Genomic DNA, 25,115 nt, shown 5'->3' with positions numbered 1-25,115 from the left:
TTGTTGTTCTGCGGGCGCTTGCTGCTCTGCAGGTGCTTGCTGCTCTGCAGGTGCTTGCTGCTCTGCAGGTGTTTGCTGCTCTGCAGGTGCTTGCTGCTCTGCGGGTGTTTGTTGCTCTGCGGGTGTTTGTTGCTCTGCGGGCGCTTGTTGTTCTGCAGGTGCTACGGGAGTTATAGCAGGTTGTTCCTGCATCGTTGGAGTTTGCTTTTGAGTCGTCAATTGCTCAGTTTGTTCATTGGTTAATGGTTTTCCAGGATTATTTGTAAGTAAGGGCTGTTCTTCTTTAAAGGGTACTGGCGGTGGTGGCGGTTCGGTTTTTGCAATCGATTCCTCATTAATAATTTCACTGCTAGGGGCGACGCTGGTTGTCTCATTTCCGCCTTGCACACTAACAGGCTCAGGAACCACTGTAGCCACTGGTGTTTTAGGAGCAGCAGCCACAGTTTCTGGTGAAATTTGCACAGCTGCTGTGTTAACTGGTGTTGATTGTACAAATGCAGTTGTAGGCACAGCAGTAATGGCGTTAGAGACATTAATATTTTGATAATTAATATTAAAGTTGGGTGCATTAAAAAACTGATTAACATGGGTTTGATTAATTACCGTATTACTGATATTGACCTGTACAAAATAATTGCGATTAACCGAGTAAGGAGGCATATAGATTTCACCAGGCGCTAAAGGGAACCAGGCTATTCCTGGTGCACCGCCTACTTGCAAGCTGAATTGTCTTCCTCCGACAAAAGCCACTAAAGCAGGAGCATAAATAGGGGTTGTATGTCGAGGTCCAGGAACCCATGTCCATTGATTTTGCCATCGGATCCAGCGACCATAATGGAAAGGTGCGAATCCCCACGGTTGTTCGTCAACCCAGGTCCATCCCCAGCGATTAAGCCATATCCATCGTCCCATTCGATAAGGTGCCCAATTTGTAACATTGACCTGTGGAACCCATACACGACCATAAGTTTTAATGTTCTTCCAGGTTCCATATTGCTCAAGATCTTCATAACCAATCATTTCCGGAGAAACGTATTTAACTACTGTTTTTACACTACGGCGATCACGTTCTAAATTAAAACGATCAAAATCATCTATTGGACCTACAGCACTACATTGATAATTTTTTAAATTGTTCCCGATAAAACGACAGGTTTGACCTTCTTTGATTTTGAAGGACGCTTTTTTACCATAAATAGCACCCTTGCCTTTACGCACGGTAACCACGGTCACATTTTTTTTACTATCTACATCAATACGGTAGTAGCCTGGGTTGGTAGTTGTAAAAGCCAAGTTAGGAGTATCGATTTCATAGCGTCTGTTTTTATTTTCCGATTGGACAGTTAATGCAAGCATACCGTTTGTGTGTTGAAACTGAGCAATAGTATTGTTAAGATTTAAAATTTTTAGACTGGTTAAGCTACCTATGCGGACTGTGGCGGTGCCCAATTGCAATTCAATCAACCCATTATTGTCAGACCATAATTGATCACCAATCACTAATGGGCGGTTTAATCGTACCTTAATCCATTTATTGAGACCTGCAGGTGAAAAACTGATTATGCCTTTCATATAGCTTAGACGAGCAACGCTCGGAATAGTGTCAGAAGCAGCAAAACTAGCTGTAGCAAAAAGACTCCAGATTAAACCCAAAATTAGAACTTTAAGTTGTGCTAACATTTTCATACTTCTTCCTTGCTTTAAGTGACGAGATCCATCTCTAAGTATGAACCTAATTTGAGCATTCTTCTAAAAATAAATGATTTTTTGATCAATTCCTTTACTTTTTGTTATTTAATATTATCTTAGAGGTCTAATGTTCTAATTTAATAACACGGAGTAGCCCCATGCCTGAACCAATCATTGAACATATTATTACTATGGGTGATAGTCTTTCCGATCCTGGTGAAATGGATCATAAAAAACTGGGTGGTATTATTCCGATGGATGGTTTAAGTGGTTTGAAAGGAAAGTCCCCTAAAGGAGCGTTTACTAACGGCTATGTGTGGGATACTGATTTTGGAACTGATGTTGTTGAAGAAAGTATTATTCATACACTTGAACGTAAAGGTGAAAGTACTACAGACATTGCTGATGATGTTATTGTTCATGATCCAAAAGTAGAAGCTCCTTTGTGTGATTTGGATTTAGAAAATTATAAGCGCATTAATTTTGAAGGGCGTGATTTTGTCAGATATTATGATGAAGGTGGATTAACTTCTTACGATTACACTGGAAGAATCACTACCAATCTTAAACTGCTCGCTACAGAACACATCGTTTCTAATCTGGATGAAAAGCGCAAATTGCTGTTAGCTGATGATAAAGCGCGCGCTATTTCTGCAGAGCATAAAAAGAAAACTCTGGTAACAGAATGGTCTGGTGCGAATGATCTGATTACTGTTAATAATGGGCCAACTAAAGAGGAAGCTGAAAAAGCGGTTATGGCAAGAATTAATAACATCGAAAAATTAATCGAAGCAGGTTATTATCATTTTGCATTGTTTAATGTACCTGATTTGTCGCTTACACCTCATTTCTACCGGTTAGGTGAAAAGGAACAGGACAATGCGCGCGTTGTTTGCTCGCATTTCAATCAATTACTAAAGCAAAAAGTAGATGAATTAGTAAAAAAACATCCTGAATGTTCTATAGATGTCTTTGATATTAATAAATTTTTCTCAGATGCTTATTGTAACCCACAAAAATATGGACTGGATCCGGAAAAAATCCATTTACCCTATATTGAATCGAAAGATTTTAAGCTAAATTTAGATAAAACCTCTCCAGCACCAGGTTACATGTTCTGGGATGATAAACATCCTTCAGCTCACGTGCATAAAATTTTGGCTGAGAAATTTTATGATGAATTTAGTAAAAAATACCATTTTTCTGCCCCTCACGAATCCCTACTTACCCAGTTTCGCGAGAATTACGGCCAAAAATGGAAAGATGATACGGACGGTTGGTTTGGATTTTTCAAGCGATCAAAGATTTCCTATAAAGCTTCATCACTTACTCTTGAAGATATTTTAAAGCATGCCCTAAAAGAAGGTGGCGCACGTACAAAGGAAATTATTGTTCGATTAGGTTGGATTGATAGTAATGGACATTTAATTTCTAAAAACCCCTCTTTGGTTGCGGCTATGGAAAAACTTCATGGTCATCACAATATTGTGTCTAGGAGTGATGACGAGGATGAAATGAAAATGCTTTCTCTCTTTTAATCGTATTTATTTTGATAATTGAACTCATTATGAAAAACAGTGCAGATATTAAAAAACTTTTAGCTCAGACTAGTAATCCAGGTACTATTTCTGAAGATCTTATGGCATTTTTTTTATATATAAAACAATGCACACGGATTGAAAAAAGGGGAGATGAGTTTAACGCGTTTGCGATGAGTAGTGGTGAACTTGATGAATTAGCTTATATCATTGAACAAATGATAGAAAATTGCGATCAGGATTTACGGTTTCAAATTGCCATTTCCAAATGGGATGGGAGTGCTTATTTAAATCATTGGTCATTTTTAGAGTTTCATTTCAAAGCCAAAGAATTTCCTACGCTGGATATTTTAATTTGTGATCCCTTGGGCTTTGTACCCTCGTTAGGACTAACCAATTTATTAGCTAATCAGATGGAGTTCGGGCGTTTAAGTAAACTATGCAATCTCCAAGTTTATGTGCCTACAGATACGTTACAAACTGCTGGTCGTGTGTGCGCTTATTTGACAACGGATAGTATCGCGATGTTATCGAATCAAGATAAATACTGCCCAATTTATGATTATATGCGCTCTCATCAGCACGAAGAAAAATGGAGAGAAGCAAAACATACTTTAGAAACCTATCGTGATGCTGTGGTTATATGTTACACCAAGGAAGAGCTTGATGACATATATGATTTTAATCTGGTAACCAGCTCGTTACCTGTCAGGCTTTTACGTACCAAGCAATCCGTACCTTCTTTGGAACAAGAAGTTCGAGATTCAAAGGAACTTAGTGTAGAGATTGTAAACAATAAAAGAGAGGGGGCATGGAAGTCAATTAATAAAAACTTATTTTTTGTTGAGGATCGTACTGGACTTCCGCAGTATAGGAATATGAGAGTGAATAAAAAAATGGGGAAGTTGGGTGAAAAAATAAGCGCGATATCCTCCTCTCTCGATTCAAAGGAGGACATTAACCCATTTTATGAAGAGGTGGAAAGACATCGATTATCGGGTCTTGCCGAATTAGTGGAGAAAAACTTCAAGCAGCATGATTATACTTCTTCAGCATTCGGGTAAATTAACAGCCAAACCACCCATAGAAGTTTCCTTATAAATACTTTGCATGTCCATTCCTGTTTGCTTCATTGTTTTAATCACTTTGTCCAAGGAAATCTGGTGTTGACCATCTCCTATAAGTGCCATTCGCGTTGCATTTACAGCTTTGACAGCGCCCATAGCATTTCGCTCGATACAGGGTATTTGTACTAAACCTAAAACGGGATCACAAGTCATTCCTAAATGATGTTCCATGGCGATTTCTGCTGCATTTTCAACTTGGGCTATAGTCCCTCCAAGGACTGCAGTAAGGCCTGCTGCTGCCATTGAAGAAGCTACACCAACTTCACCTTGACAGCCTACTTCAGCACCAGAAATAGATGCACCCTTTTTATAGAGGATACCTATAGCAGCTGCAGTTAGAAAATAAGTATAAATGTCTTTACTACTCATCTTATCATGTGCTTGTTGGCAATATTTAAGCACAGCAGGAATAATACCCGCGGCTCCGTTAGTTGGGGCTGTAACAATACGTCCTCCCGCTGCATTTTCTTCATTAACTGCCATAGCGTAAAGATTTAACCAATTCATGATGTCTGATTGTTCGAAGACGCTCTTTACCCCTTTTTGATGCATCAACTTATTATATAAATCTGGGGCGCGTCTTTTTAAATTTAATCCACCTGGTAAGATCCCATCATGTTTGCATCCATTGCTAATGCAATCATCCATTACTTTAGCAATGTCTAAAATACCTCGATGAATTTCTTCAGTGCTACGCCATGTTTTTTCATTAACCATCATTAATTCTGCTATGGTTAAATTATGTTCTCGACAAAGTTGCAAGAGTTGAGATGCTGTCGAAAATGGGTATGGAGGTGGATTTGTATCTTCTGTAGATTTGGAAAATTCTTCTTCGGTAGTAATAAACCCACCACCAATAGAATAATAAACTTGCGCTAGTAATAAGTTATTCTGTTCATCAAAAGCAGAAAAGCGCATACCATTAGTATGTTTTGGTAAGAGTTCTTTTTGTAAAAAAAGAAAATCTGTCTGTTCATTAAATGGAATTGTTTTTTTGCCTGCCAAATTCAGCGTATGTGAATTAAGAATTTCATGCATGCGTGGTATCATGGATTCTGGATCTATCGTTTCAGGTGCTTTGTTTTCTAGTCCATTTAAAATAGCCTTATCAGTGCCGTGACCTTTACCCGTTAAAGCAAGAGAGCCATAGAGTTCAATTTTAATTCGTTGTGATTGCGCCATAAGCTGTTTGCCTTCAAGCAATTTTAGGAAGGCATTAGCGGCAAGCATTGGGCCTACAGTATGAGAGCTTGAAGGACCAATTCCAATCGAAAATAAATCAAATACACTGATGTTCATAGGGTTTAAATCTCTTGTTCTAATTAGTGCAGAGTGTAGAGCGATCTGCTTTATTTGTCTATTTTAATTATAGTGAACGCGTGGGTATCATGCTGCAAATACCTTAGAAATAAGTGTTAAAAAACAGATTTTAAACTTAAACTCGATAAGCTTTATAATATAATTACAATTAATCTGATTTAAGGTCTAGTAATTTCATGCAAATTTAGGCAGAATTATAAGGATATTTTTATAACTTCCTATCTGCTACAAATAGGAAGACATGCACAATAGAAAGACTACAAGGGGATTCTTTATGAAGATGAAATTAGTCACTGCGGCCATTATGGGGCTGGCAATGTCTACTGCAATGGCTGCAACTGATGCTACATCGCTTGCTACAGACAAAGATAAGTTATCTTATAGTATTGGTGCTGATTTAGGAAAAAACTTTAAAAATCAAGGTATTGAAGTTAATCCAGAAGTATTAGCTAAAGGAATGCAAGATGGAATGTCTGGTGCACAGTTGATTTTGACTGAAGAGCAGATGAAAGACGTTCTGAGTAAGTTTCAAAAAGATTTGATGGCTAAACGCAGCGCAGAATTCAATAAGAAAGCCGAAGAAAACAAAGCAAAAGGTGATGCCTTCTTATCTGCTAATAAGGCAAAGCCAGGGGTAGTTGCATTGCCAAGTGGTTTGCAATATAAGATTATTGATGCTGGGAATGGTACTAAGCCAGGTAAATCAGATACTGTAACTGTTGAATATACTGGTACTTTAATTGATGGTACAGTGTTTGATAGCACTGAAAAAGCAGGCAAGCCAGCTACATTCCAAGTATCACAAGTAATTCCCGGTTGGACAGAAGCATTACAATTGATGCCCGCTGGTTCTACATGGGAAGTTTATGTCCCTTCAGATTTGGCTTATGGTCCACGTAGTGTAGGTGGTCCTATAGGTCCAAATGAAACTTTGATTTTCAAAATTCATTTGATTTCTGTAAAAAAAGAAGCCTAATCACGTGAGAAAATTTTCTTTCTCATCATACTCACTCCCGCTTTGGGAGTGAGTTTTTTTCTAGGTACAAGTCCTCACTGTTTCGAGTGCTCTAAAGATGAACAGGCGTCTCTTTATTGTTTTCATTTTAGGTTTTTCTTCTGGCTTGCCTATGGCGTTAATCAGCAGTACCTTGCAAGCATGGTTTGCCTACAGTGGAATGTCTGTTTTTGTTACCGGAACATTAAGTTTAATGAGTCTGCCTTATGCTTATCGTATTTTTTGGGGACCTATTCTTGATCGTTACTCTTTATTTAACCTAGGTAAGAGGCGAAGTTGGATCTTAGCAATGCAATGTTTGTTGCTTTTAGGATTTAATTTAATGGCCTGGTTTACTCCAGAGGAACATCCTAAGTTAATGGCCTTACTCGCATTAGCATTAGCCTGTCTTTCTGCAACACAAGACATCGCAATTGATGCGCATCGAGCTGAATATTTGCCAATTACTGAACATGCTCTAGGTGCTTCCTTAGCTGTATTAGGCTATCGAATTGCCTTATTGCTATCTGGTGGTTTTGCTTTGGTTATGGCACAGAAACTAGGCTGGGCTTTTACTTATCGTTTTATGGGTTGTCTCATGGTAATAGGAATGTTTGCTGTCTATTGGAGTCAGGAACCCAGTATAATCGCTAAGGAAAAGACTAATTTTGCTTTATCATTCATAGCACCTGTTAAAGAGTTTTTATCACGTCAAGGGGTTGTTCCTCTTCTATGCTTTATTTTTTGTTATAAATTAGGGGAGGCTTTTACCACAACCACCAGTGGTATTGTGATGCCTTTTCTGATTCAAGGGCTTGGTTTCTCTTTAGAGACTATTGGTTATATCAATAAAATACTTGGTGTTGGATCTATATTGTTAGGAGGGCTATGTGCTGGATTTTTATTGATGCATTATTCATTATATCGATCATTACTTTTTTTTGGTTTGTTGCAAGCATTAACTAATGTTCTGTTTGTTATTTTAGCAATTATGGGCAAGAATGTCATTTTATTAGCCATGGCAGTATTTTTTGATAATTTCGCTGCTGGAATGGGCTCTACGGCATTAGTTGCTTTCTTTATGCGTTTGGTTGATAAACAGTATACTGGAACCCAATTTTCGCTACTTGTCGCATTATCTACATTGCCTCGTATTATCTCTGGTCCTGTGGCGGCAACTATTCAAATAAATATTGGCTGGGTTGGTTTGTACCAACTTTCTGTTGTATTTGCTTTGTTTTTTATCCCTTTCTTAATGAAAATCAAAGAACAGACAAAAGAGAATAGGCAAGAAAAAGTTTCAATAGAAAAAGAAGGGGATTTTAAACCTGCAGGATAAATTTGAATGACGAGTTCTATTTAAAATCTATCTTTCTACTGCTTCAATTCGCATTTTTTAGTCCAATGTTCTATAATTTAACAGTTGGTTCTTAAGAGAACAAAATGAAAAACTTGAGGTAAATTAATAAATAATGCCTTTAAAGTCATTAAGAGTTCTCACTTAATTGTTCCAATTACTCAGATGAAACTGACAAAGTCATCAAGGAAGACCTCCTAGAGGAAACCAAATATTGATAAGGGATATTTGAACAAGGAGACGTTATGAAAAAGTTAATTTTATGTTTTTTTATTTTAGGCTCTTCTGTAGGCTTTGCTGCTGGGAGTACTGATTTAACCTCTAAATGGGTATGCACTACTAATGCTAGCAGTAGTGATGTAGCAGATGATAAAGCTGCAGATGATAAGATGGCAAATACTCCAGGTTCAGCAGCTCAATCATTTGATTTTGCTGCCAAAAATTGCCGTGATTGCACTAAGATTACTTGTGAAGTAAAAGAGTAATTTATTATTAATGGGGCTGGAAGTTTTGGGCTCCAGCCCCATTTATTATTTACAATCTGAGGAAGGTTTTCTTATCATCACTGGCCATTAATTTGATGTCTTTTGCGAACTGATCATTAAGTTCTTGTACCTCTTAGCTCAGTAATGTGTTCTTGATTAGTGCCCCCGGATTTGGGGATGAGCCAGTAATGTTCTTAAGTTTTCCAGACTTTGAGTAAAGTGAAAAGAAGATTTAAGGTGATTGTTTGGACAAGAGATTATTGTTTTTCAAAATACAATCTTTTTGGTACCTAGGGTGGGACTCGAACCCACACGGTGTCACCACCACCGGATTTTGAATCCGGCGCGTCTACCAATTCCGCCACCCAGGCATTTGAGTGGCCATTATAGCAAAGAAATAAATTCTAACAATGGGTTTTTAGTGTATTATCTTAAAAAAAGCTGTTGATCTTTATTACGAAAGTCTACTGCACTAAAATTAGTCTTTATCAGTATGAGCCCAACTGCTTTGTTTAGGATTATTTAAAATTTGTGAACTATTAAAGGGACATTTAATGAATAAATATCAACTTTTAATTTTAGGTTTTTTGCTTACGCAATTCGGTGTAGCTTATACTACAAATTGCCCCGATCCAATGACTTCTTCTCTAAAGTGGGGCATTCCACCAGATCCTTGGGTAGTTAATCCGGTTTCTCCTCGTCGTCCCCAGGGTGATGAAAATACCCACTTTGTTCGTGCAAACATTTTAGTTGCTGGATACGGTCGAGGAGTAGTGTGTACTTATAAAAACTCGGTAGGAGACTATTCAATCTGGTGGCCAACTTTAACTAAAATTCCATCTCGGCTTGACTATAATTGGATAAAAACTTTAGGTGGGTTTGTATGTGCTCAAGGTTTGGAACAGTGCCAGTTTTATGGGGCATAAAAACTTGTGATGTCAGTGAATGCCCCTTATGGAGGATACTCAATCGGGGCATGAAGCATAATGAAATTAAAGTACGCAATCCTTAGGTTATTCTATTAAATTCGATCCTCTGTAATATTAATCATCATTTGCAATGATTTTTTAGCATTATCTATAACCCATTGTTGCTCCTGTTCCGATAATCTGTTTCTGCTACCGGTGAATTCATTGACAACATCACCTGCTTTAACTTCATTATAAGACATCATTTTACCTTGTCTTAGTAAATCAACGAGAGCAACTAAATGAGGAGGATCATTACGTGACATGGTGGCACAACCACAGCCTATGCCTTTTTCATGTTCTTTTTTAGGTGCTTGTGCTAAATTGACCACGTCTATTTCTAAATCTTTACAATATTGTTTCAGATTCTCCACCATATGGTTTTCAGTACCTATTGCATAACGTTTGGTTTTCGCACGATCATGGACTACATAATCCCAAATAAATGCTGTAGAACCTGAATGTTGGGCAATTTTGATGACTGAGTTGCGGCATTCAGGATGAACAATGGTTGTGTATCCTTGTTCATGCCAATACTCACACATTTCAGGTTGATAATGTGTGTGCACGGCACATTGACTGGAAAACAGAATAAGCTGGGCATCATCAAATTGCTTTAATGTTTGCTTGTCTTGATTTACCAGTGAATATTGGGCTCCTGCGGTTCCACCTGGCCAGTAAGCAAGATTTTTTATTCCCAACCAATAGGCTACATTTTCTCCCATATGTTGATCGGGAATGAAAAGTATCTTTTTATTTTGTTTTTGCGCCCATTGAAATATTTTTTTCACATTAGAGCTGGTACAAACAGCCCCACCTTGAGCTCCAGTCATTGCTTTGACGCGACCCGAAGTATTCATATAACAAACAGGTAAAATATGTTCGGCGCCATAACGCTCGTTTAAATCAAGAAAGGCGGGTTCAACCATGAAATCTTTGGCTAGCATTTCCATGGTACAACCTGATTTAGGATTAGTGATGTACACCTGTTGATTTTTATGAGCCAAGATGCTAATTGACTCAGCCATAAAATGAACTGCTGATTCAATAATAATTGATTTTTCTGGATGTTCTGCAGCCATTAAGGCTAACTGATAGGAATCACCAATGAGTCCTCCAAATTGCTCTACTAAACGAACAATTTCTCCTCCCATATAATAATGAGCTAAAAGTAATAAGCGCTCACCAAAGTGATCTTGTGCTTTTTTAAGATAAGGAGTCATCCATGCTAAGATCGTAGTAAGTTTACGATCAGGTAGAGCTTGGTATTCTTGAGCATAAGGTATAAAGTCTTCCTGATACCAATCTATTGGGTAATCACTTTGGCAAATACTCATATCATTTCTAATCTGCATTAAAGTGGTTTCAGGGGTATAAATGGTGGAATTTTTAAACATTTATTTGGCCTCAAATCATTTCACTATAGTTTTAAGCGACAAGTCTTATTCTATTCAAGTGTAATATCCATTAATCCCAGTTTGGCAATACTTTCTTTCGCCCTGATATTTTTATTAGGATAATCTTCACGGAAATGACCACCACGTGATTCTCGTCTTGCCAAAGCGGCTCTTACAATAAGCTCTGCGTTGAGAATAATATTTCTAAGTTCAATAAAGTCACGGGTAATGCAATGTTTCCAGTAATATTCTTCAATTATTTTTTTTCGCTTCATTATTAATTGTAGTAGATCTTCAAGACCTGCTTCCGTTCGTACGATACCTGCATATGATGTCATTTCTCCTCGTAAACCACGCCATTGCGCATTAATTTGACTTGCACGTCGGGCATTAACCTCACTGGGAGCGCTCCAGTTTGGAATAGGATCAGTATAGTTCCATGGGTTAGAAATATCTTTTAATGTACAGCGAGCTGCATTGGAGCCCATAACTAAAGCCTCTAGCAAGGAGTTACTTGCTAGACGGTTGGCACCATGTAAACCAGTAAAAGCGACTTCTCCAATTGCATAAAGTCTTTTTAAATCAGTACGGCCATCAATATCTGTCAGTATTCCACCGCATTGATAATGTGCAGCTGGAACAACAGGGATCATATCCTGGCTCATATCGATGCCTATGGATAATAAAGTGCTATAAATTTGTGGAAAGCGCTTTTTTAGAAATTCTCTTGATTGATGGGTAATGTCGAGATAGACATATCCTATTTGACTGCGCTCAATTTCACTAAAAATAGCACGAGCAACGATATCACGGGTCGCAAGCTCCATTTGTTCAGGTGCATAGTCTTTCATAAAACGGTCACCTGTTTCGGCATTTTTAAGTAAAGCTCCTTCCCCTCTTACTGCTTCAGAAATAAGGAAATTATTTAAAGAGTGATGGTGTAATAGAGTCGGGTGAAATTGATAGAATTCCATATTACCAATACGTGCACCAGCTCTATAAGCCATGGCAACTCCATCTCCAGTAGCGACCATAGGGTTTGTTGTATATCGGTATGTCTTACCTGCACCGCCAGTGGCTAAGATGACGCAGTTCGCTAAGAAGGTATGTATACGATTTGCTGAGCAATCTAAAATATATGCCCCTAAGACTTCACTTTGAATATCCGTGCGATGAGGGTGATAATGAGTAATAAGATTTACTGCTACATGATGTTCAAAAAAATGAATTTGCTGGTGTTGTCGCGCCAACTGGTTCATTGTTTGAGTTATTGATAAACCCGTTTGATCACCACAATTAAAAATGCGTCGATGAGAATGTCCGCCTTCTTGTGCCAAATGAAAATGTCCTTTGTTGTCTTGTTTAAAATGGACATTATATTGATTCAGTTGCTTTATGGTTTCAGGGCCTTGGCGAATGATGAATTCTACAGCAGGCAGGTAACATAAACCATCACCAGCAATCAATGTATCTGAGATATGGGATTCTAGGGAGTCCTCTGCCGAAAAAACAGCAGCAATTCCACCTTGAGCATAACGGCTATTGCATTCAATGGCATCTGCTTTACTGATTAAAGCAATGTTCAAACGTGGTTGTAGGCTTATGAGTTGAAGGCAGTATTGTAATCCTGCCAACCCTGTGCCGATAACAAGAACATCAAACTCATAGGTTTGTCCTTGTTGTGATAGAGTATCACTCATAGAAAAGCCTTTACAAGCTGGGTTGCTAATCCAGTATAACTTCCTGGTGTAAGTTTGGTGAGTTGCTCTTTAGCTTGTTCAGGAATAGAAAGTTCTTTAATGAATTTTTTGAGACTTTCTTCGTCAATGCCTTGGCCACGTGTTAAAGCTTTTAATTGTTCGTACGCATCAGGCACATTATAACGACGCATCATTGTTTGAACTGCCTCCGCTAAGACTTCCCAGTTGGATTTTAAATCCTCTTGCAAGGCACGTTCGTTGATTTTTAATTTATCATTACCTTTAGCTAAAGCAAGATAGGCGATTAGGCTATAAGAAAAGGCCATACCGATGTTGCGCAATACAGTAGAGTCTGACAAATCACGTTGCAACCGTGATTGAGTGAGTTTATTGGCAAAATGAATGAACAGCGCATTAGCCATCCCTAGATTTCCTTCCGCATTTTCAAAATCAATTGGATTAACTTTATGCGGCATGGTTGAAGAACCAACTTCTTCTGCGACTGTTTTTTGCTTAAAATAGCCCAAAGAAATGTAACTCCATATATCCTGCGTATAATCCAGCAAAATATTATTAATGCGTACCATAATTTGTGATACTTCTGCTAAACCATCATGAGGCTCAATTTGAGTGGTGTATGCATTAAAAGATAATCCTAAAGAGGTGACAAAGTTTGCACAGTGTTTGCGCCAATCTACTTCGGGATAAGCTACTACATGGGCATTATAATTGCCTACTGCACCATTAAATTTACCTGGAATTAGTACTTCAGCTAATTGTTGTTGCGGTCTTTTGAGTCGAGCAACAAAATTGACTAACTCTTTGCCCATGGTTGTTGGAGTCGCTGGCTGACCATGAGTTCTTGACAACATCGCTACATCCGCATGTTGTTTCCCAAGCAGTGTAATTCCTCCCATTATTTCAGCAAGAGTAGGTTGAATTACTTGAGCGACTGCTTGTTTTACCATTAAAGCATAAGCCAGGTTATTTATATCTTCCGAAGTACAGGCAAAATGAATAAATGCGGTAATCGCTTTCAGACAATTATTCTTCTGGAACTTATCTTTTAAGTAATATTCTATTGCTTTAACATCATGGTTTGTTTGTTTTTCAAATTCTTTAATTTTGAGGGCTTCATTTTCGTTAAAATTGAAAATGATATCATTGAGAAAATCTTTTGCCTCTTTATCCAATTGAGGGACTTCAGAAATGGCATCATTTGCTGCTAAAGATTCAATCCAACGGATTTCCACTGTTAAACGATAGTAAATTAGAGCAAATTCACTAAAATAAGGACTCAAAGCCCTAGTTTTATTCATGTATCGCCCATCTATAGGTGAGATGGCATTTAAAGGAGTAAGAGTCATAACTGCAAGCCCTATTGGTAAAGCGCATATAATATTAGATGCGAGCCCAGATGTGAATTAAAGTAAGAAATTTTCTACAGTTTATGGATCTTGTTCAATCTATTTGATTAAATTTAAATCAAACTATGAAGCTTTTATTCTTTAGAGGCACTTGATCTCAATAGGATAACCCACTGCAAAGTATAAGGAAGTGCTACGAGGATCCTAAGAAATACATGGACGAATTTACCAAGTAAAGTTTCTCATTCCCATAGCCGCACATTTTCAGTAGAATAACTATCATTATTTATGGACTTGGGGTGGTTATGGCGATCAAACAACATATTATTGATTTAGCACATCTTAGCATGCGTGACCTAGATCAGGTTGGTGGGAAAAATGCTTCTCTTGGAGAAATGATTAGTCATTTATCTTCTACTGGAGTTGCTGTTCCTGGTGGTTTTGCAACCACTGCAGATTCATTTAGAGAGTTCCTAGCGCAAGATAATTTAGATAAAAAAATTTATACAAAATTAGAAGTATTAAATACTGATGATGTGCTGCAATTAGCTATTGTTGGTAAAGAAATTAGAGAGATGATCATCAATGCTCCTTTTACTTCTGAGTTTGAAAATGCCGTGCGCACCGCATATGAACAATTATCTCAGTCTATAGGTCATGATAATTTTAGTGTTGCTGTTCGTTCATCAGCAACGGCTGAAGATTTACCTGATGCATCATTTGCAGGCCAACAAGAAACATTTTTGAACGTTAAAGGAATTGAATCTGTTCTGCTATCGATTAAACATGTTTTTGCGTCACTATTTAATGATAGAGCGATTGCTTATCGTACCCACCATCAGTTTGCACACCATGATGTGGCTTTATCAGCAGGGATTCAACAGATGATTCGTAGTGATTTAGCAGTAAGTGGTGTTATGTTTACTATGGATACTGAATCTGGCTTTGATCAAGTGGTATTCATTACTTCTTCTTATGGTTTGGGAGAGATGATTGTACAAGGGGCGGTCAATCCTGATGAATATTATGTGCATAAACCCGGTATTCAAGCAGGAAGACCTTCTATTATTCGCAGAAATCTAGGTAGTAAATCGTTGAAGATGGTGTATTGTGATGATCCCAGTAAGAAACAACGAGTTAAAACTGTAGAAGTAGAGCCCAAAGAACGTTTGTTATTTTCTTTAACTCCTGCTGAAGTAGAAAGTTTAGCCCGTCAAGCCATGATTATTGAGAAACATTATGGCCGACCAATGGATATCGAATGGGCAAAAGATGGTTTAAATGGTCAATTATATATACTACAAGCCCGTCCCGAAACAGTAAAAAGTCGTGATAACAAGCAAATATTAGAACGTTATACGTTACAAGGGAAAAGTGAAATATTAGCTGAGGGTCGTAGTATAGGCCAAAAAATTGGTCAAGGTAAGGCCCGAATTATTACTGATGTAAGTGAAATGGATAGGGTGCAACCGGGTGATGTCTTAGTTTCAGATATGACAGATCCCGATTGGGAGCCTGTAATGAAGCGTGCTTCAGCGATTGTGACCAATCGTGGTGGGAGGACATGTCATGCAGCGATTATCGCTCGTGAGTTAGGTATTCCTGCAGTAGTAGGGTGTGGTAATGCAACGAAAACCATAGGTGATGGTGATGAAGTGACTGTCAGTTGTGCCGAAGGGGATAATGGTTATGTTTATGCGGGTTTATTACCTTTCGAACAAGTACATCTTGATGTAGAAGCTATGCCTGAATTACCGATGAAAGTCATGCTCAATGTAGGGAACCCTGAACGAGCATTTACTTTTCAATCTATTCCTAATTCAGGGGTAGGTTTGGCTCGTCTTGAGTTTTTAATTTCTAATACGATTGGCATACATCCACGAGCATTGCTGGATTTTAATTCCTTAGAGGACAAAGAATTAAAACAATTTATTATGGAAAAAACAGCAGCTTATGATTCGCCTGTTGAATATTACATTGAGCGCTTGAAAGAAGGTATTGCAACAATTGCTGCGGCTTTTTATCCCAAACCAGTTATTGTGCGTTTGTCTGATTTTAAATCAAATGAATATGCCAATCTTGTAGGCGGTAACTTGTATGAACCTGATGAAGAAAATCCAATGCTGGGTTTTAGGGGAGCATCACGCTATGTTTCTGAATTATTTGCGGATTGCTTTGCTTTGGAATGTCAAGCAGTACGACGTGTTCGTGAAAAAATGGGATTCACCAATGTGGAAGTAATGATCCCCTTTGTAAGGACTGTGTCTGAAGCAAGCAGCGTCATTCAAGTTTTGAAACAACATGGACTTGAGCGTGGCAAACATGATTTGCGTGTCATCATGATGTGTGAATTGCCTTCTAATGCTTTGTTAGCAAAAGAGTTTTTAGAGTATTTTGATGGTTTTTCCATTGGTTCTAACGATTTAACTCAATTGACTTTAGGCTTAGATAGAGATTCGGGTCTCATTGCTTCTCAATTTGATGAGCGTAATGAAGCTGTTAAGGCATTATTGCATATGGCCATTAGCGCATGCAAAAAAGCGAATAAATACATTGGTATTTGCGGCCAAGGCCCCTCAGATCATCAAGATTTTGCACAGTGGCTAATGAAAGAAGGGATAGAAAGTGTTTCGCTTAATCCCGATTCAGTTTTGGAAACGTGTCTATTTTTGGCGAAGCAATAATTATGCCGTGATTTAGGTTGCAAAAAACGAAAACATGTATCGTTTAAATTTGCATCCGTTTATCAAAAATGTGACTTAAGTTATTAGAAAAATAGGCTTCTACGGAAATGAGAATCGTGCTAGTAAGAGAAGGATTTCCGAAGAAGTCCAATGAAGTGGGATATTGATGCGGGCTATAGAACAAATAATGCAGCGTTTAAAATGGTGGTTTTTTTTAGCGGGAATATATCCTTTATATTCATTTGCATCTGCTGAATCAGATCACGCCGATCCGATCGCGTTTGTTTTGCTTGCAGTAACTACTATTTTTTTCTTTGCAATTATTGGTCGTTATACAGCAAGACGTTTAAAACAACCAAGCGTTCTTGGTGAATTGCTCGTGGGGATGTTAATTGGTAATTTATTTTATTACTACGGGTTTCCATTAGCTGTTTTACTGCGAGAAGGATCAGCAACTTTTGATGTTGTTAGAGAAATACTTAAAGGAGTTCCTATAAACCAAGCGGTGACTGCAACGATTACAAATGCAAATTATGCACAAGAAGTTATTACTGCTTTAAGTGGACCTCATGGAGCTGATTTTCTTAAAATTGCTTATATAGTGGATATTTTTTCACGCTATGGGGTTATTTTTCTTTTATTTATGGTTGGTCTTGAAAGCTCTGTTGAAGACATGAAACACACGGGACGTGATTCAGTTTTTGTTGCATTAATAGGTGTTATTGCTCCTATGCTCTTAGGATTTGGTATTGTCTATATGCTGCTGCCAAATGATTCATATCAAGCTAATTTATTTATTGCTGCTACTCTAAGTGCAACCAGTATTGGCATTACTGCTCGGGTACTTGCTGAAATGAAGAAGTTACGAACTCGAGAAGCAAGAACAATTTTAGGTGCGGCAATGTTGGATGATGTATTGGGCTTAATTATATTGGCTGTAGTTAGCTCATTAGTGATTAGTGGTGCTGTAGATCTAACTGTTATTGTACGTATTATTGTAAGTGCACTGTTATTTTTTTCAGGTACTTTGTTCTTAGGTCCCATTGTCTTACGTAAGGCGATTCATTTTTTTCGTTTTCTTGAGCCCTGGGAAGCAAAATTATTTATTTCTTTTATGTTTATTATGACGCTTTCCTGGCTCGCCTCAGTGATTCAGCTTGCAACGATTATTGGCGCATTTACGGCGGGAATAATCCTTCATGATGATTATTTTGATGGCCTTTCCCGGGGTGGACAGGAAAATCGCAGCATTTATCATTTGTTGTCACCATTAGAATCAATTTTAGCACCCATGTTTTTTGTTGTGATTGGTATTCAGGTTAAATTGGAATGTTTTTATCACTGGAATGTAGTGGTTTTGGCAAGTGGTCTGATATTCGCAGCGGTGATTGGCAAATTACTGAGTGGCTTTGGTTCACGTGCCAAGGATGACCGCTTGCTTATTGGCATTGGCATGTTGCCTCGCGGTGAAGTAGGTTTGGTTTTTGCATCAATTGGACGTACTTTAGGTGTTATTTCAGATGATTTATTTTCTGCTATTGTTTTAATGGTTATGGTAACTACTTTTATGGCTCCTCCATTACTAAAAGCACATTATGCAAGGAAGAATAGGAAAAGTATAAATGAATAAAACCTCCATGCCAGTAGAAGCTGATGTAACACGTGCATTACAGGAGGATGTGGGTGATGGCGATATTACTGCAGCTTTGTTACCTGCTGACCTTAAGGTAGAAGCAGAAATTATTTCACGAGAGCCAATGATTGTTTGTGGTCAACCCTGGGTTAATGAGGTATTCAGGCAAATAGACGAGCAAATCCAGATTAAGTGGCGGGTTGCTGAAGCAGATTGGTTAGATGTTCCCACAACTTTATGTACTATTTATGGTTTAGCACGAACTATTCTAACTGCAGAACGTACAACACTCAATTTTTTACAAACTCTTTCAGCTACAGCAACACAAACTCATTTTTATGTGCGACAGTTGCTTGGAACGCAAACTCGATTACTGGATACACGAAAAACTCTTCCAGGATTAAGAGTCGCTCAAAAATACGCTGTAACTTGTGGCGGTGGTTTTAACCATCGTATGGGGCTTTATGATGCATTTTTGATTAAGGAAAATCATATAAAAGCTTGTGGTTCCGTAACTCAGGCTGTTACTTTAGCAAGACAAGCCCATAGAACTAGTTTAATTGAAATTGAAGTGGAGACTTTGGAGGAGTTACGTGAGGCAATTTTGGCTCATCCTGATAGAATTATGCTGGATAACTTTAGTGAGGAAATGCTTGAAAAAGCAGTTGAAATGAATCAGCCTAAGCATTGTACCTTAGAGGTTTCTGGAGGGGTGACTTTGGAAAATATCGCTAAAATAGCTCAATTAGGAGTGGATTTCATCTCTGTAGGCGCTATTACTAAATCAATTCAAGCAATTGACTTAAGTTTACTGATTAGGAATATTTCATGATGCCAATGATCGTTTTTACTGGAGGAGGCACTGCAGGACATGTAGCACCTAATATGGCGTTGATTCGAGAATTTAGCCATAAAAGTTGGGATATAGCCTACATTGGTTCGGCTGATGGTATCGAGAAACAGATGATTCAATCACTTAATATTCCATTTTATAGTGTAAGTAGTGGAAAATTACGGCGTTATATAAGTTTCAAAAATTTACTTGCTCCCTTTAAGATTATATTTGGTATCGTACAAGCATTTTTTTTGCTTTATAAATTAAAACCTGATGCCGTGTTTTCTAAAGGTGGTTTTGTTGCATTCCCAGTTGTAATAGGAGCATGGTTAAATCGAATACCTATCGTGGCTCATGAGTCTGATATGAGTCCAGGTCTTGCAAATCGTCTTTGTTTTCCTTTTGTGAATAAAATTTGTTTAACTTTTGATGCAGGGAAAAAGCATTTTAAAAAACAAAATAAAATCGAAGTAACAGGAACACCCATCCGTGAACAATTATTTGCTGGCAACAGTAATCGTGGATTGGAGTTATGTGGATTTAATGCAGAAAAACCTTGTCTTCTTGTTATTGGAGGAAGTTTAGGCGCTGGCTCAATAAATTGCTGTATTCGTGATGCACTTTTGCAATTGACTGAAAAGTATCAGGTTATTCATTTATGTGGAAAAGGAAAAGTAGATTCTACGTTGAATGGCTTAGTCGGATACAAGCAATTTGAATATGCTAATGAAGAGTTGGCAGATTTATTTGCTGCTGCCTCAGTAGTTATTTCTCGTGCAGGTGCGAACTCCCTTTATGAAATATTAGCATTGGGTAAGCCACATATTTTAATTCCGTTATCTACTGAGGTAAGCCGTGGCGATCAAATCCAAAATGCTAAATATTTTCAAGAATTAGGTATTAGTTTAGTGATCGAAAACAGATCGTTAAACGTAGGTACTTTACTGCAAACACTGTGTGATCTAGAACAGAATAAAATGGAAATTATGAGTAAAATTAATGCGTTAAATATTAAGTCTGCTACAGAGCAAGTTGTGGCGATTATTGAGGAGCAAGTTCATGTTCAATCCGCAAGCGCTGTATGAGTTTGTTTGTCAGCAATGGCAGAAAGAGATTATTCCCAGTTTATGTGACTATATAAAAATTCCTAACAAATCACCGCATTTTGATGCTAAATGGCAAGAACACGGCTTAATGGATCAAGCTGTAGATCATATCGGTAATTGGTGTAAGTTGCATGCACCTAAAGGAATGACTCTGGAAATTATAAAATTAACGGGTAGAACACCTTTAATTTTCATCGAAGTTCCAGGTGAAATTGAGGAGACTGTATTGTTATACGGCCACCTTGATAAACAACCGGAAATGTCTGGATGGGATGAAGATTTGCATCCTTGGAAGCCAGTACTAAAACATGGGCGCTTATATGGTCGTGGTGCGGCTGATGATGGCTACGCAGTATATGCATCATTAACTGCAATTCACGCATTACAAAAGCAAGACTTACCCATTCCTCGCTGTGTTTTAATTATTGAGGCATGCGAAGAGAGTGGCAGTTATGATCTACCTTATTATATTGAATTATTGCAGGAGAGAATCGGTAGTCCTAAGTTAGTGATTTGTCTTGATTCTGGCGCTGGGAATTATGAGCAATTATGGATGACTACTTCCTTACGTGGCAATGTGGTAGGAGAATTATCTGTTGAACTCATTTGTGAAGGAGTTCATTCGGGCGCCGCTAGCGGTATTGTTGCTGATACTTTTCGAGTAGTAAGACAATTAATAAGTCGTATCGAAGATGAAGTTTCTGGTGAGGTTAAACTGCCCGAGTTATACTGTGAAATCCCCGAAGAAAGAATCAAACAGGCTGCACATTGTGCTCAAGCTTTGGGGCGTTCTGTTTATACAGAATTTCCTTGTCATGAAGGAGTGGAACCTGTAACGAAAGACATACAGCAACTCATTTTAAACAGAACTTGGCGTCCTGTTTTGACGGTAACAGGAGCAGATGGATTCCCTGCCATTGCTGATGCAGGGAATGTTTTAAGACCTAAAACAGCACTTAAATTATCCATGCGCTTGCCTCCATTGGTAGACCCTAAAATTGCTACAACAGCATTGAATGATGTATTAACGAAAACACCTCCTTATCATGCCAAAGTAAGTTTTACTGGAAAAGACGGTTCACCCGGTTGGAATGCACCTAAACTGGCTTCCTGGTTAGAGAAGGCAGCCGATGAAGCGTCTATGACTTATTATGGAAAACCTGCAGCCTATATGGGAGAGGGTGGAACTATTCCGTTTATGGGAATGTTGGGCGAAAAATTTCCTGAGGCTCAATTTATGATTACTGGGGTGTTAGGGCCTCATTCTAATGCCCATGGTCCAAATGAATTTCTTCATTTAGATATGGCTAAAAAATTGACGTCATGTGTTGCGTATGTTCTCTATCATGCTGGTTTGTAATGAGTTATCAAGCCATTTAATAGATGCGATGAGAGAAATGATGATTTTTTGCTAATTCGTTTAACGTTATCCCGTAAAGTTTGTTCCCAGCAAAAGCCTGTCTCTTGATCCTATCTCATCAAGAGACAGCTGCTTGCGCAGAGAGTGACGGACTTCTCAATACTGTCGCCTTCCGCAAAAGCGGAAGGTCTAAAAGTAACCAATCTTTGCTCTAAACTTCACCTTGCAGTCATACGCTTACGAGACCCCCTGCTTACGCAGAGGGTGACGATGCTCTCAATACCGTCTCCTTCTGCAAAAGAAATAATTGGATCTTGTTTTATTTACGATAGACAAGATGTGTAGAAGATTCAGCGCAAAAGCGGGGATGCGCAGTATTTATACGGGCTTCAGTTTCTAAATAGTTCGATATAAAAAATCATTTTATTTTTTATATTGAACGGACGTTTGCCCATTGCACGGATCATTCTGTCTATTTTTCTGACTTTTCATCGGATCGTATGGGTGGTGCGCCTTCAATAAAGAATCAGAAAAATAGCCATAAAAATCAGCATATTAAACTCGATAGCTACGATTCAACTGCCGAGTTTAGGTTAAAAAAAACACAAGATATAAGATATTTAATATTTTGTTAATTAATGTGATATATAATTCGCAAAGTTCAAATTTTACTTACTTTGAGATTAATAAGAGCAAGAAAGAGAATATTATGTCAAAAGATTCACCAGAAATACTTAAAGCCAAGACTACCATTATTAAAAATAATATTAAAGAAGACCAATTAGCGGTTGCAACACAGTGGTTAAACACATTTAAACATAATGCTTCAGATGATACCGCTACTAATATCTCCAAATTATTATTGGCTTGCGTTGCTCGTGGTGATTTTAAAACACGCTCTTCATTGCTTAAAGATAAAGAGCTTACTCATCCAAGTGATGTACTCACCTCAATAGATTATTTATCACATGCAAGTAGAGTTATCATCGATTATAAGAATTTATCAACTGAAAATTTAAATGAGTTCTTGGCGTTCTTTCCTGAAGCAGGAAAGAACGGTGTTGTTTCACGATCTGCGACTCATGGAGTTATTCGTAAAGGAGATAAGGTTACTGAATTAAAAGGCTTTCTGCTTGGTGTTATGGGGCAGGTACCAACACTTATTAAAACACCCTATGATTTTGGGGTAAATATTGCCATGGGCGGAGAGGGTGAAAAGAATTTAGTCGGTAAGAATATCAGTAAAAATGGCTTTAGTGGTCATATGTATTTCCATCATTATGCTCCAGATCAATTAATGATGTTAGGTTTAGAGCAAAGTGCTCCTTCATCATCAATTTTAGAAGCCATTTGGGGACATAGTAAAGAAGAAGGGATTCAATCAGATACAGATCAATTTGGTCAAGGACATTCGTTAATGGGGGCTTCAGATACATTTACCGCAGCTGGATCATTATATTTTAGTGATCCAGTCTATCAAGCAAAATTACTGAGCGAAACCGGCACTGTAACTCCTGATAAATATGGTGCTATGCAGGTTACTTTAAATGATGACAATTGGACTCAAATTAAAGAATATTTAGAAACTTTAAAGTCAAATTTTGATAAGAGTGATGAGCTGGTGATGGAGCAATTGATGACACCACCCTCAACCGCCGTCAAAAAAGATTTGGAAATAGAAAGTTATATTGCCTTGGATTTTAAAGCGTATTTAAAAAATATTAGGCCTTTATTGGATGAAGTTGATCCTTCTGTACTTGATATTCTTGTTGAAAGTCAAATGAAATTGCAATCCAAATTACTATTGAATATTGAGGCATTGAGTAAAGGTTATACTGTTGATGCGTATCAAGAGTTTTTAGAAACATTCAAACAAATTTCTGAAGTTGCCAATACCCCTAAAGCCTATATTGAAGCAATTTCACGAGTTGGTGATTTATTTGAGTTGCAACGAAAGATTGATCCTAAATTAAAACAAACACACGAAGATTTAATTATTCAGCAACGTTGTAATGAACTTGTTCTTTCAATAAATAACTTAGAAACAAAAGCTAAACTTATCCGCAGACTTCTTTCTTCTGAATCTCTCCTTAAGGAAAATAATGTTTCAGAATATTTGGAGCTTTTATCGATTCATATGAAAAAACTAGAAGAAATTCTTAAAGTTGTAACGGCAGGAGTTTTATCAGAAGAAGTAAAAGTAAAAAAAGAAGTATCACTTGAAGATAGTTTGATTTTACAAGAGAACTTGGAAAACAGCTGGATTGCGCTTAGCTCTTTAAAATCGACTGATCTTGACGAATATGAAGTAATGACTCAAAAAATGGAATTATTTTTAAGCCAATGTCCGATTGATCTGGAAAAAATGCTCAAAGTAGAGATTATTGAAGATTATTCACTTACTAAAATTGATGAGAAACCACTAGAGATAGAACCTATTAAGGACAGTATTACTGAATTTATAGAAGCAGTACAAAAATATTATCAGGCAAGAAATGAGCAACCTGAAATTGCGATGTATAATTTTTGGAGTTGGAGTAAAAGGGCTAAAAAAATTGCCTCTGACGTTTTAATTGATATTTTACAAAGTATTAAAGAAGAGAAAACAATTACTGAGGAACAGTGCAATAATTTAGCAATCCATAAACGCTGCATCGAAAATGGAAATTTTGGCGTAGCGGTACAAACCCACCTTAAAAAATTAGGATTTGAACGTCTTGAGCAATTAGTAGAACTTAAAACGGAAGATGATCTATTTGAAGTGCCTGAAATTACTGAACAAGGACTTGCTGTAGGTAAGGACATACAGCCGCTTGTTGATACAATGCAACAATTTAAGTTGGAACTAAGTGACCTGAAAGAAGAGGTCGATGAAACGGAACTTCCTCTTAACGATCAAACGATCAAAGTCACTGTTAAATAGAGTATACAAATTCTGAACTTACCTTTATCTCGCAACTGAGATAAGGTAACTAAGGAGCAATGTAATTGGGGAAGATATTTGTATGAAAATATGAATATCTTGCTCTTATAGTCTTAAAAACAAAAATCCTCACTTAATAGTATTTATTTAGTGAAGATTGATATTGTGTCACGACAAAATCCCTTGGCAATTAATCCTATAATAAAGTTTTGTTGATTAGTTTGCTCAGCACTCCTATTTTGCTCTTGGCTAGGGGTAGGGGCTTGTACGTTGTTTGAATTTGAATAATAGGTAATAACTCTAAAGTTTTACTACCTTAATCCTCCTGAATTTAACACTGAAGCTTTCTTTGCGGTAAGCTACTGTCACATAAATCCTCAACCTAGAAAAAGCAGTAGAACCCAACTGCTTTTCTAAGTTTATAAACTCTATCCTATTCGATATGAGCCTTATAAGTTTAGATGCATGTTTTTTTGCTTTAATCATTAATTATTTTTTTTAACTTATTGAAATTAAAAGAATATTAAATAAATATATATCACATATAAAGATAATCAATTGGATTTATATTAATCAATTGGATTAAATAATGACATGTTGTTTTGAATATGCTTAGTCAAATAGCTTCAAAT

The 25,115-nt window shown here is 37.5% G+C and carries 17 protein-coding genes and 1 tRNA gene; 12 read left to right on the top strand and 6 right to left on the bottom strand.

Annotated features, from left to right (window positions below; all coding sequences use genetic code 11):
* A partial coding sequence (locus Lgra_RS02555) for a DUF6600 domain-containing protein (RefSeq protein ID WP_058497720.1) occupies positions 1-1,686 on the bottom strand: 1,686 nt, incomplete at its 3' end.
* Positions 1,687-1,847: 161 nt separating this feature from the next.
* Between Lgra_RS02555 and Lgra_RS02550 the strand changes: the two genes are divergently transcribed.
* Positions 1,848-3,227, top strand: a complete 1,380-nt coding sequence (locus Lgra_RS02550) for an SGNH/GDSL hydrolase family protein (RefSeq protein ID WP_058497719.1) — start codon at positions 1,848-1,850, stop codon at positions 3,225-3,227.
* Between the two features lie 29 nt (positions 3,228-3,256).
* Positions 3,257-4,291, top strand: a complete 1,035-nt coding sequence (locus Lgra_RS02545) for a hypothetical protein (RefSeq protein ID WP_058497718.1) — start codon at positions 3,257-3,259, stop codon at positions 4,289-4,291.
* Here Lgra_RS02545 and Lgra_RS02540 read toward each other — a convergent pair.
* Positions 4,277-5,653 (bottom strand): L-serine ammonia-lyase, encoded by a 1,377-nt coding sequence (locus Lgra_RS02540; RefSeq protein ID WP_058497717.1) that lies wholly within the window; start codon positions 5,651-5,653, stop codon positions 4,277-4,279. The genes Lgra_RS02545 and Lgra_RS02540 overlap by 15 nt on opposite strands.
* Before the next feature lie 295 nt (positions 5,654-5,948).
* Between Lgra_RS02540 and Lgra_RS02535 the strand changes: the two genes are divergently transcribed.
* The 3 genes from Lgra_RS02535 to Lgra_RS02525 all read left to right on the top strand — a co-directional run bounded on the left by Lgra_RS02535 (position 5,949) and on the right by Lgra_RS02525 (position 8,510).
* Entirely contained in the window at positions 5,949-6,650 is a 702-nt protein-coding gene (locus Lgra_RS02535; protein ID WP_058497716.1) for a BamJ family beta-barrel-assembly machinery protein, read from the top strand.
* A 97-nt stretch (positions 6,651-6,747) separates the two neighbouring features.
* Positions 6,748-8,007 carry an AmpG family muropeptide MFS transporter gene (locus tag Lgra_RS02530; RefSeq protein WP_058497715.1) on the top strand — a complete coding sequence of 420 codons (1,260 nt, stop codon included), beginning with the start codon at positions 6,748-6,750 and terminating at the stop codon, positions 8,005-8,007.
* Positions 8,008-8,270: 263 nt separating this feature from the next.
* Positions 8,271-8,510, top strand: a complete 240-nt coding sequence (locus tag Lgra_RS02525) for a hypothetical protein (RefSeq protein WP_058497714.1) — start codon at positions 8,271-8,273, stop codon at positions 8,508-8,510.
* Positions 8,511-8,794: 284 nt separating this feature from the next.
* Here Lgra_RS02525 and Lgra_RS02520 read toward each other — a convergent pair.
* A tRNA-Leu gene (locus Lgra_RS02520) sits at positions 8,795-8,881 on the bottom strand.
* A 183-nt stretch (positions 8,882-9,064) separates the two neighbouring features.
* On the opposite strand from Lgra_RS02520, the gene Lgra_RS02515 reads away from it, so the two are divergent.
* The gene (locus Lgra_RS02515) at positions 9,065-9,436 is read left to right on the top strand and encodes a DUF3757 domain-containing protein (protein ID WP_058497713.1); all 372 of its coding nucleotides are present in this window, start codon (positions 9,065-9,067) and stop codon (positions 9,434-9,436) included.
* A gap of 95 nt (positions 9,437-9,531) precedes the next feature.
* Here the strand turns inward: Lgra_RS02515 and nadA are convergent, their stop codons facing one another.
* The 3 genes from nadA to purB are packed head-to-tail and all read right to left on the bottom strand — an operon-like array spanning position 9,532 to position 13,942.
* Positions 9,532-10,875, bottom strand: coding sequence for a quinolinate synthase NadA (nadA, locus tag Lgra_RS02510; protein WP_058497712.1), 1,344 nt, complete (start codon positions 10,873-10,875; stop codon positions 9,532-9,534).
* A gap of 50 nt (positions 10,876-10,925) precedes the next feature.
* On the bottom strand, positions 10,926-12,575 hold the full coding sequence (nadB, locus tag Lgra_RS02505; protein ID WP_058497711.1) for an L-aspartate oxidase: 1,650 nt from the start codon (positions 12,573-12,575) through the stop codon (positions 10,926-10,928).
* The gene (gene purB / locus Lgra_RS02500; protein WP_058497710.1) at positions 12,572-13,942 is read right to left on the bottom strand and encodes an adenylosuccinate lyase; all 1,371 of its coding nucleotides are present in this window, start codon (positions 13,940-13,942) and stop codon (positions 12,572-12,574) included. The genes nadB and purB overlap by 4 nt, the downstream gene beginning before the upstream one ends.
* Positions 13,943-14,247: 305 nt before the next feature.
* Here purB and ppsA point away from each other — a divergent pair, with 305 nt between their 5' ends.
* From ppsA to Lgra_RS02470, 6 genes are all read left to right on the top strand, one after another.
* A complete protein-coding gene (gene ppsA, locus Lgra_RS02495) occupies positions 14,248-16,626 on the top strand; it encodes a phosphoenolpyruvate synthase (protein WP_058497709.1) in 2,379 nt (792 codons plus the stop codon).
* Between the two features lie 187 nt (positions 16,627-16,813).
* Entirely contained in the window at positions 16,814-18,256 is a 1,443-nt protein-coding gene (locus tag Lgra_RS02490) for a cation:proton antiporter (protein WP_058497721.1), read from the top strand.
* Positions 18,249-19,091 carry a carboxylating nicotinate-nucleotide diphosphorylase gene (gene nadC / locus Lgra_RS02485; RefSeq protein WP_058497708.1) on the top strand — a complete coding sequence of 281 codons (843 nt, stop codon included), beginning with the start codon at positions 18,249-18,251 and terminating at the stop codon, positions 19,089-19,091. The genes Lgra_RS02490 and nadC overlap by 8 nt, the downstream gene beginning before the upstream one ends.
* Positions 19,088-20,179, top strand: coding sequence for an undecaprenyldiphospho-muramoylpentapeptide beta-N-acetylglucosaminyltransferase (locus tag Lgra_RS02480; protein WP_058497707.1), 1,092 nt, complete (start codon positions 19,088-19,090; stop codon positions 20,177-20,179). Before nadC ends, Lgra_RS02480 begins: the two co-directional genes overlap by 4 nt.
* The gene (locus Lgra_RS02475; RefSeq protein ID WP_058497706.1) at positions 20,154-21,560 is read left to right on the top strand and encodes a M20 family metallopeptidase; all 1,407 of its coding nucleotides are present in this window, start codon (positions 20,154-20,156) and stop codon (positions 21,558-21,560) included. The genes Lgra_RS02480 and Lgra_RS02475 overlap by 26 nt, the downstream gene beginning before the upstream one ends.
* Positions 21,561-22,269: 709 nt before the next feature.
* Positions 22,270-24,483: a hypothetical protein gene (locus Lgra_RS02470; RefSeq protein WP_058497705.1), complete on the top strand. Its 2,214-nt coding sequence runs from the start codon at positions 22,270-22,272 to the stop codon at positions 24,481-24,483.
* Positions 24,484-25,115: the final 632 nt, after the last annotated feature.

Source organism: Legionella gratiana (genome assembly GCF_001467695.1).
GTDB classification, from domain to species: Bacteria; Pseudomonadota; Gammaproteobacteria; order Legionellales; family Legionellaceae; genus Legionella; species Legionella gratiana.
This window is presented reverse-complemented; position numbering and strand designations above follow the sequence as displayed.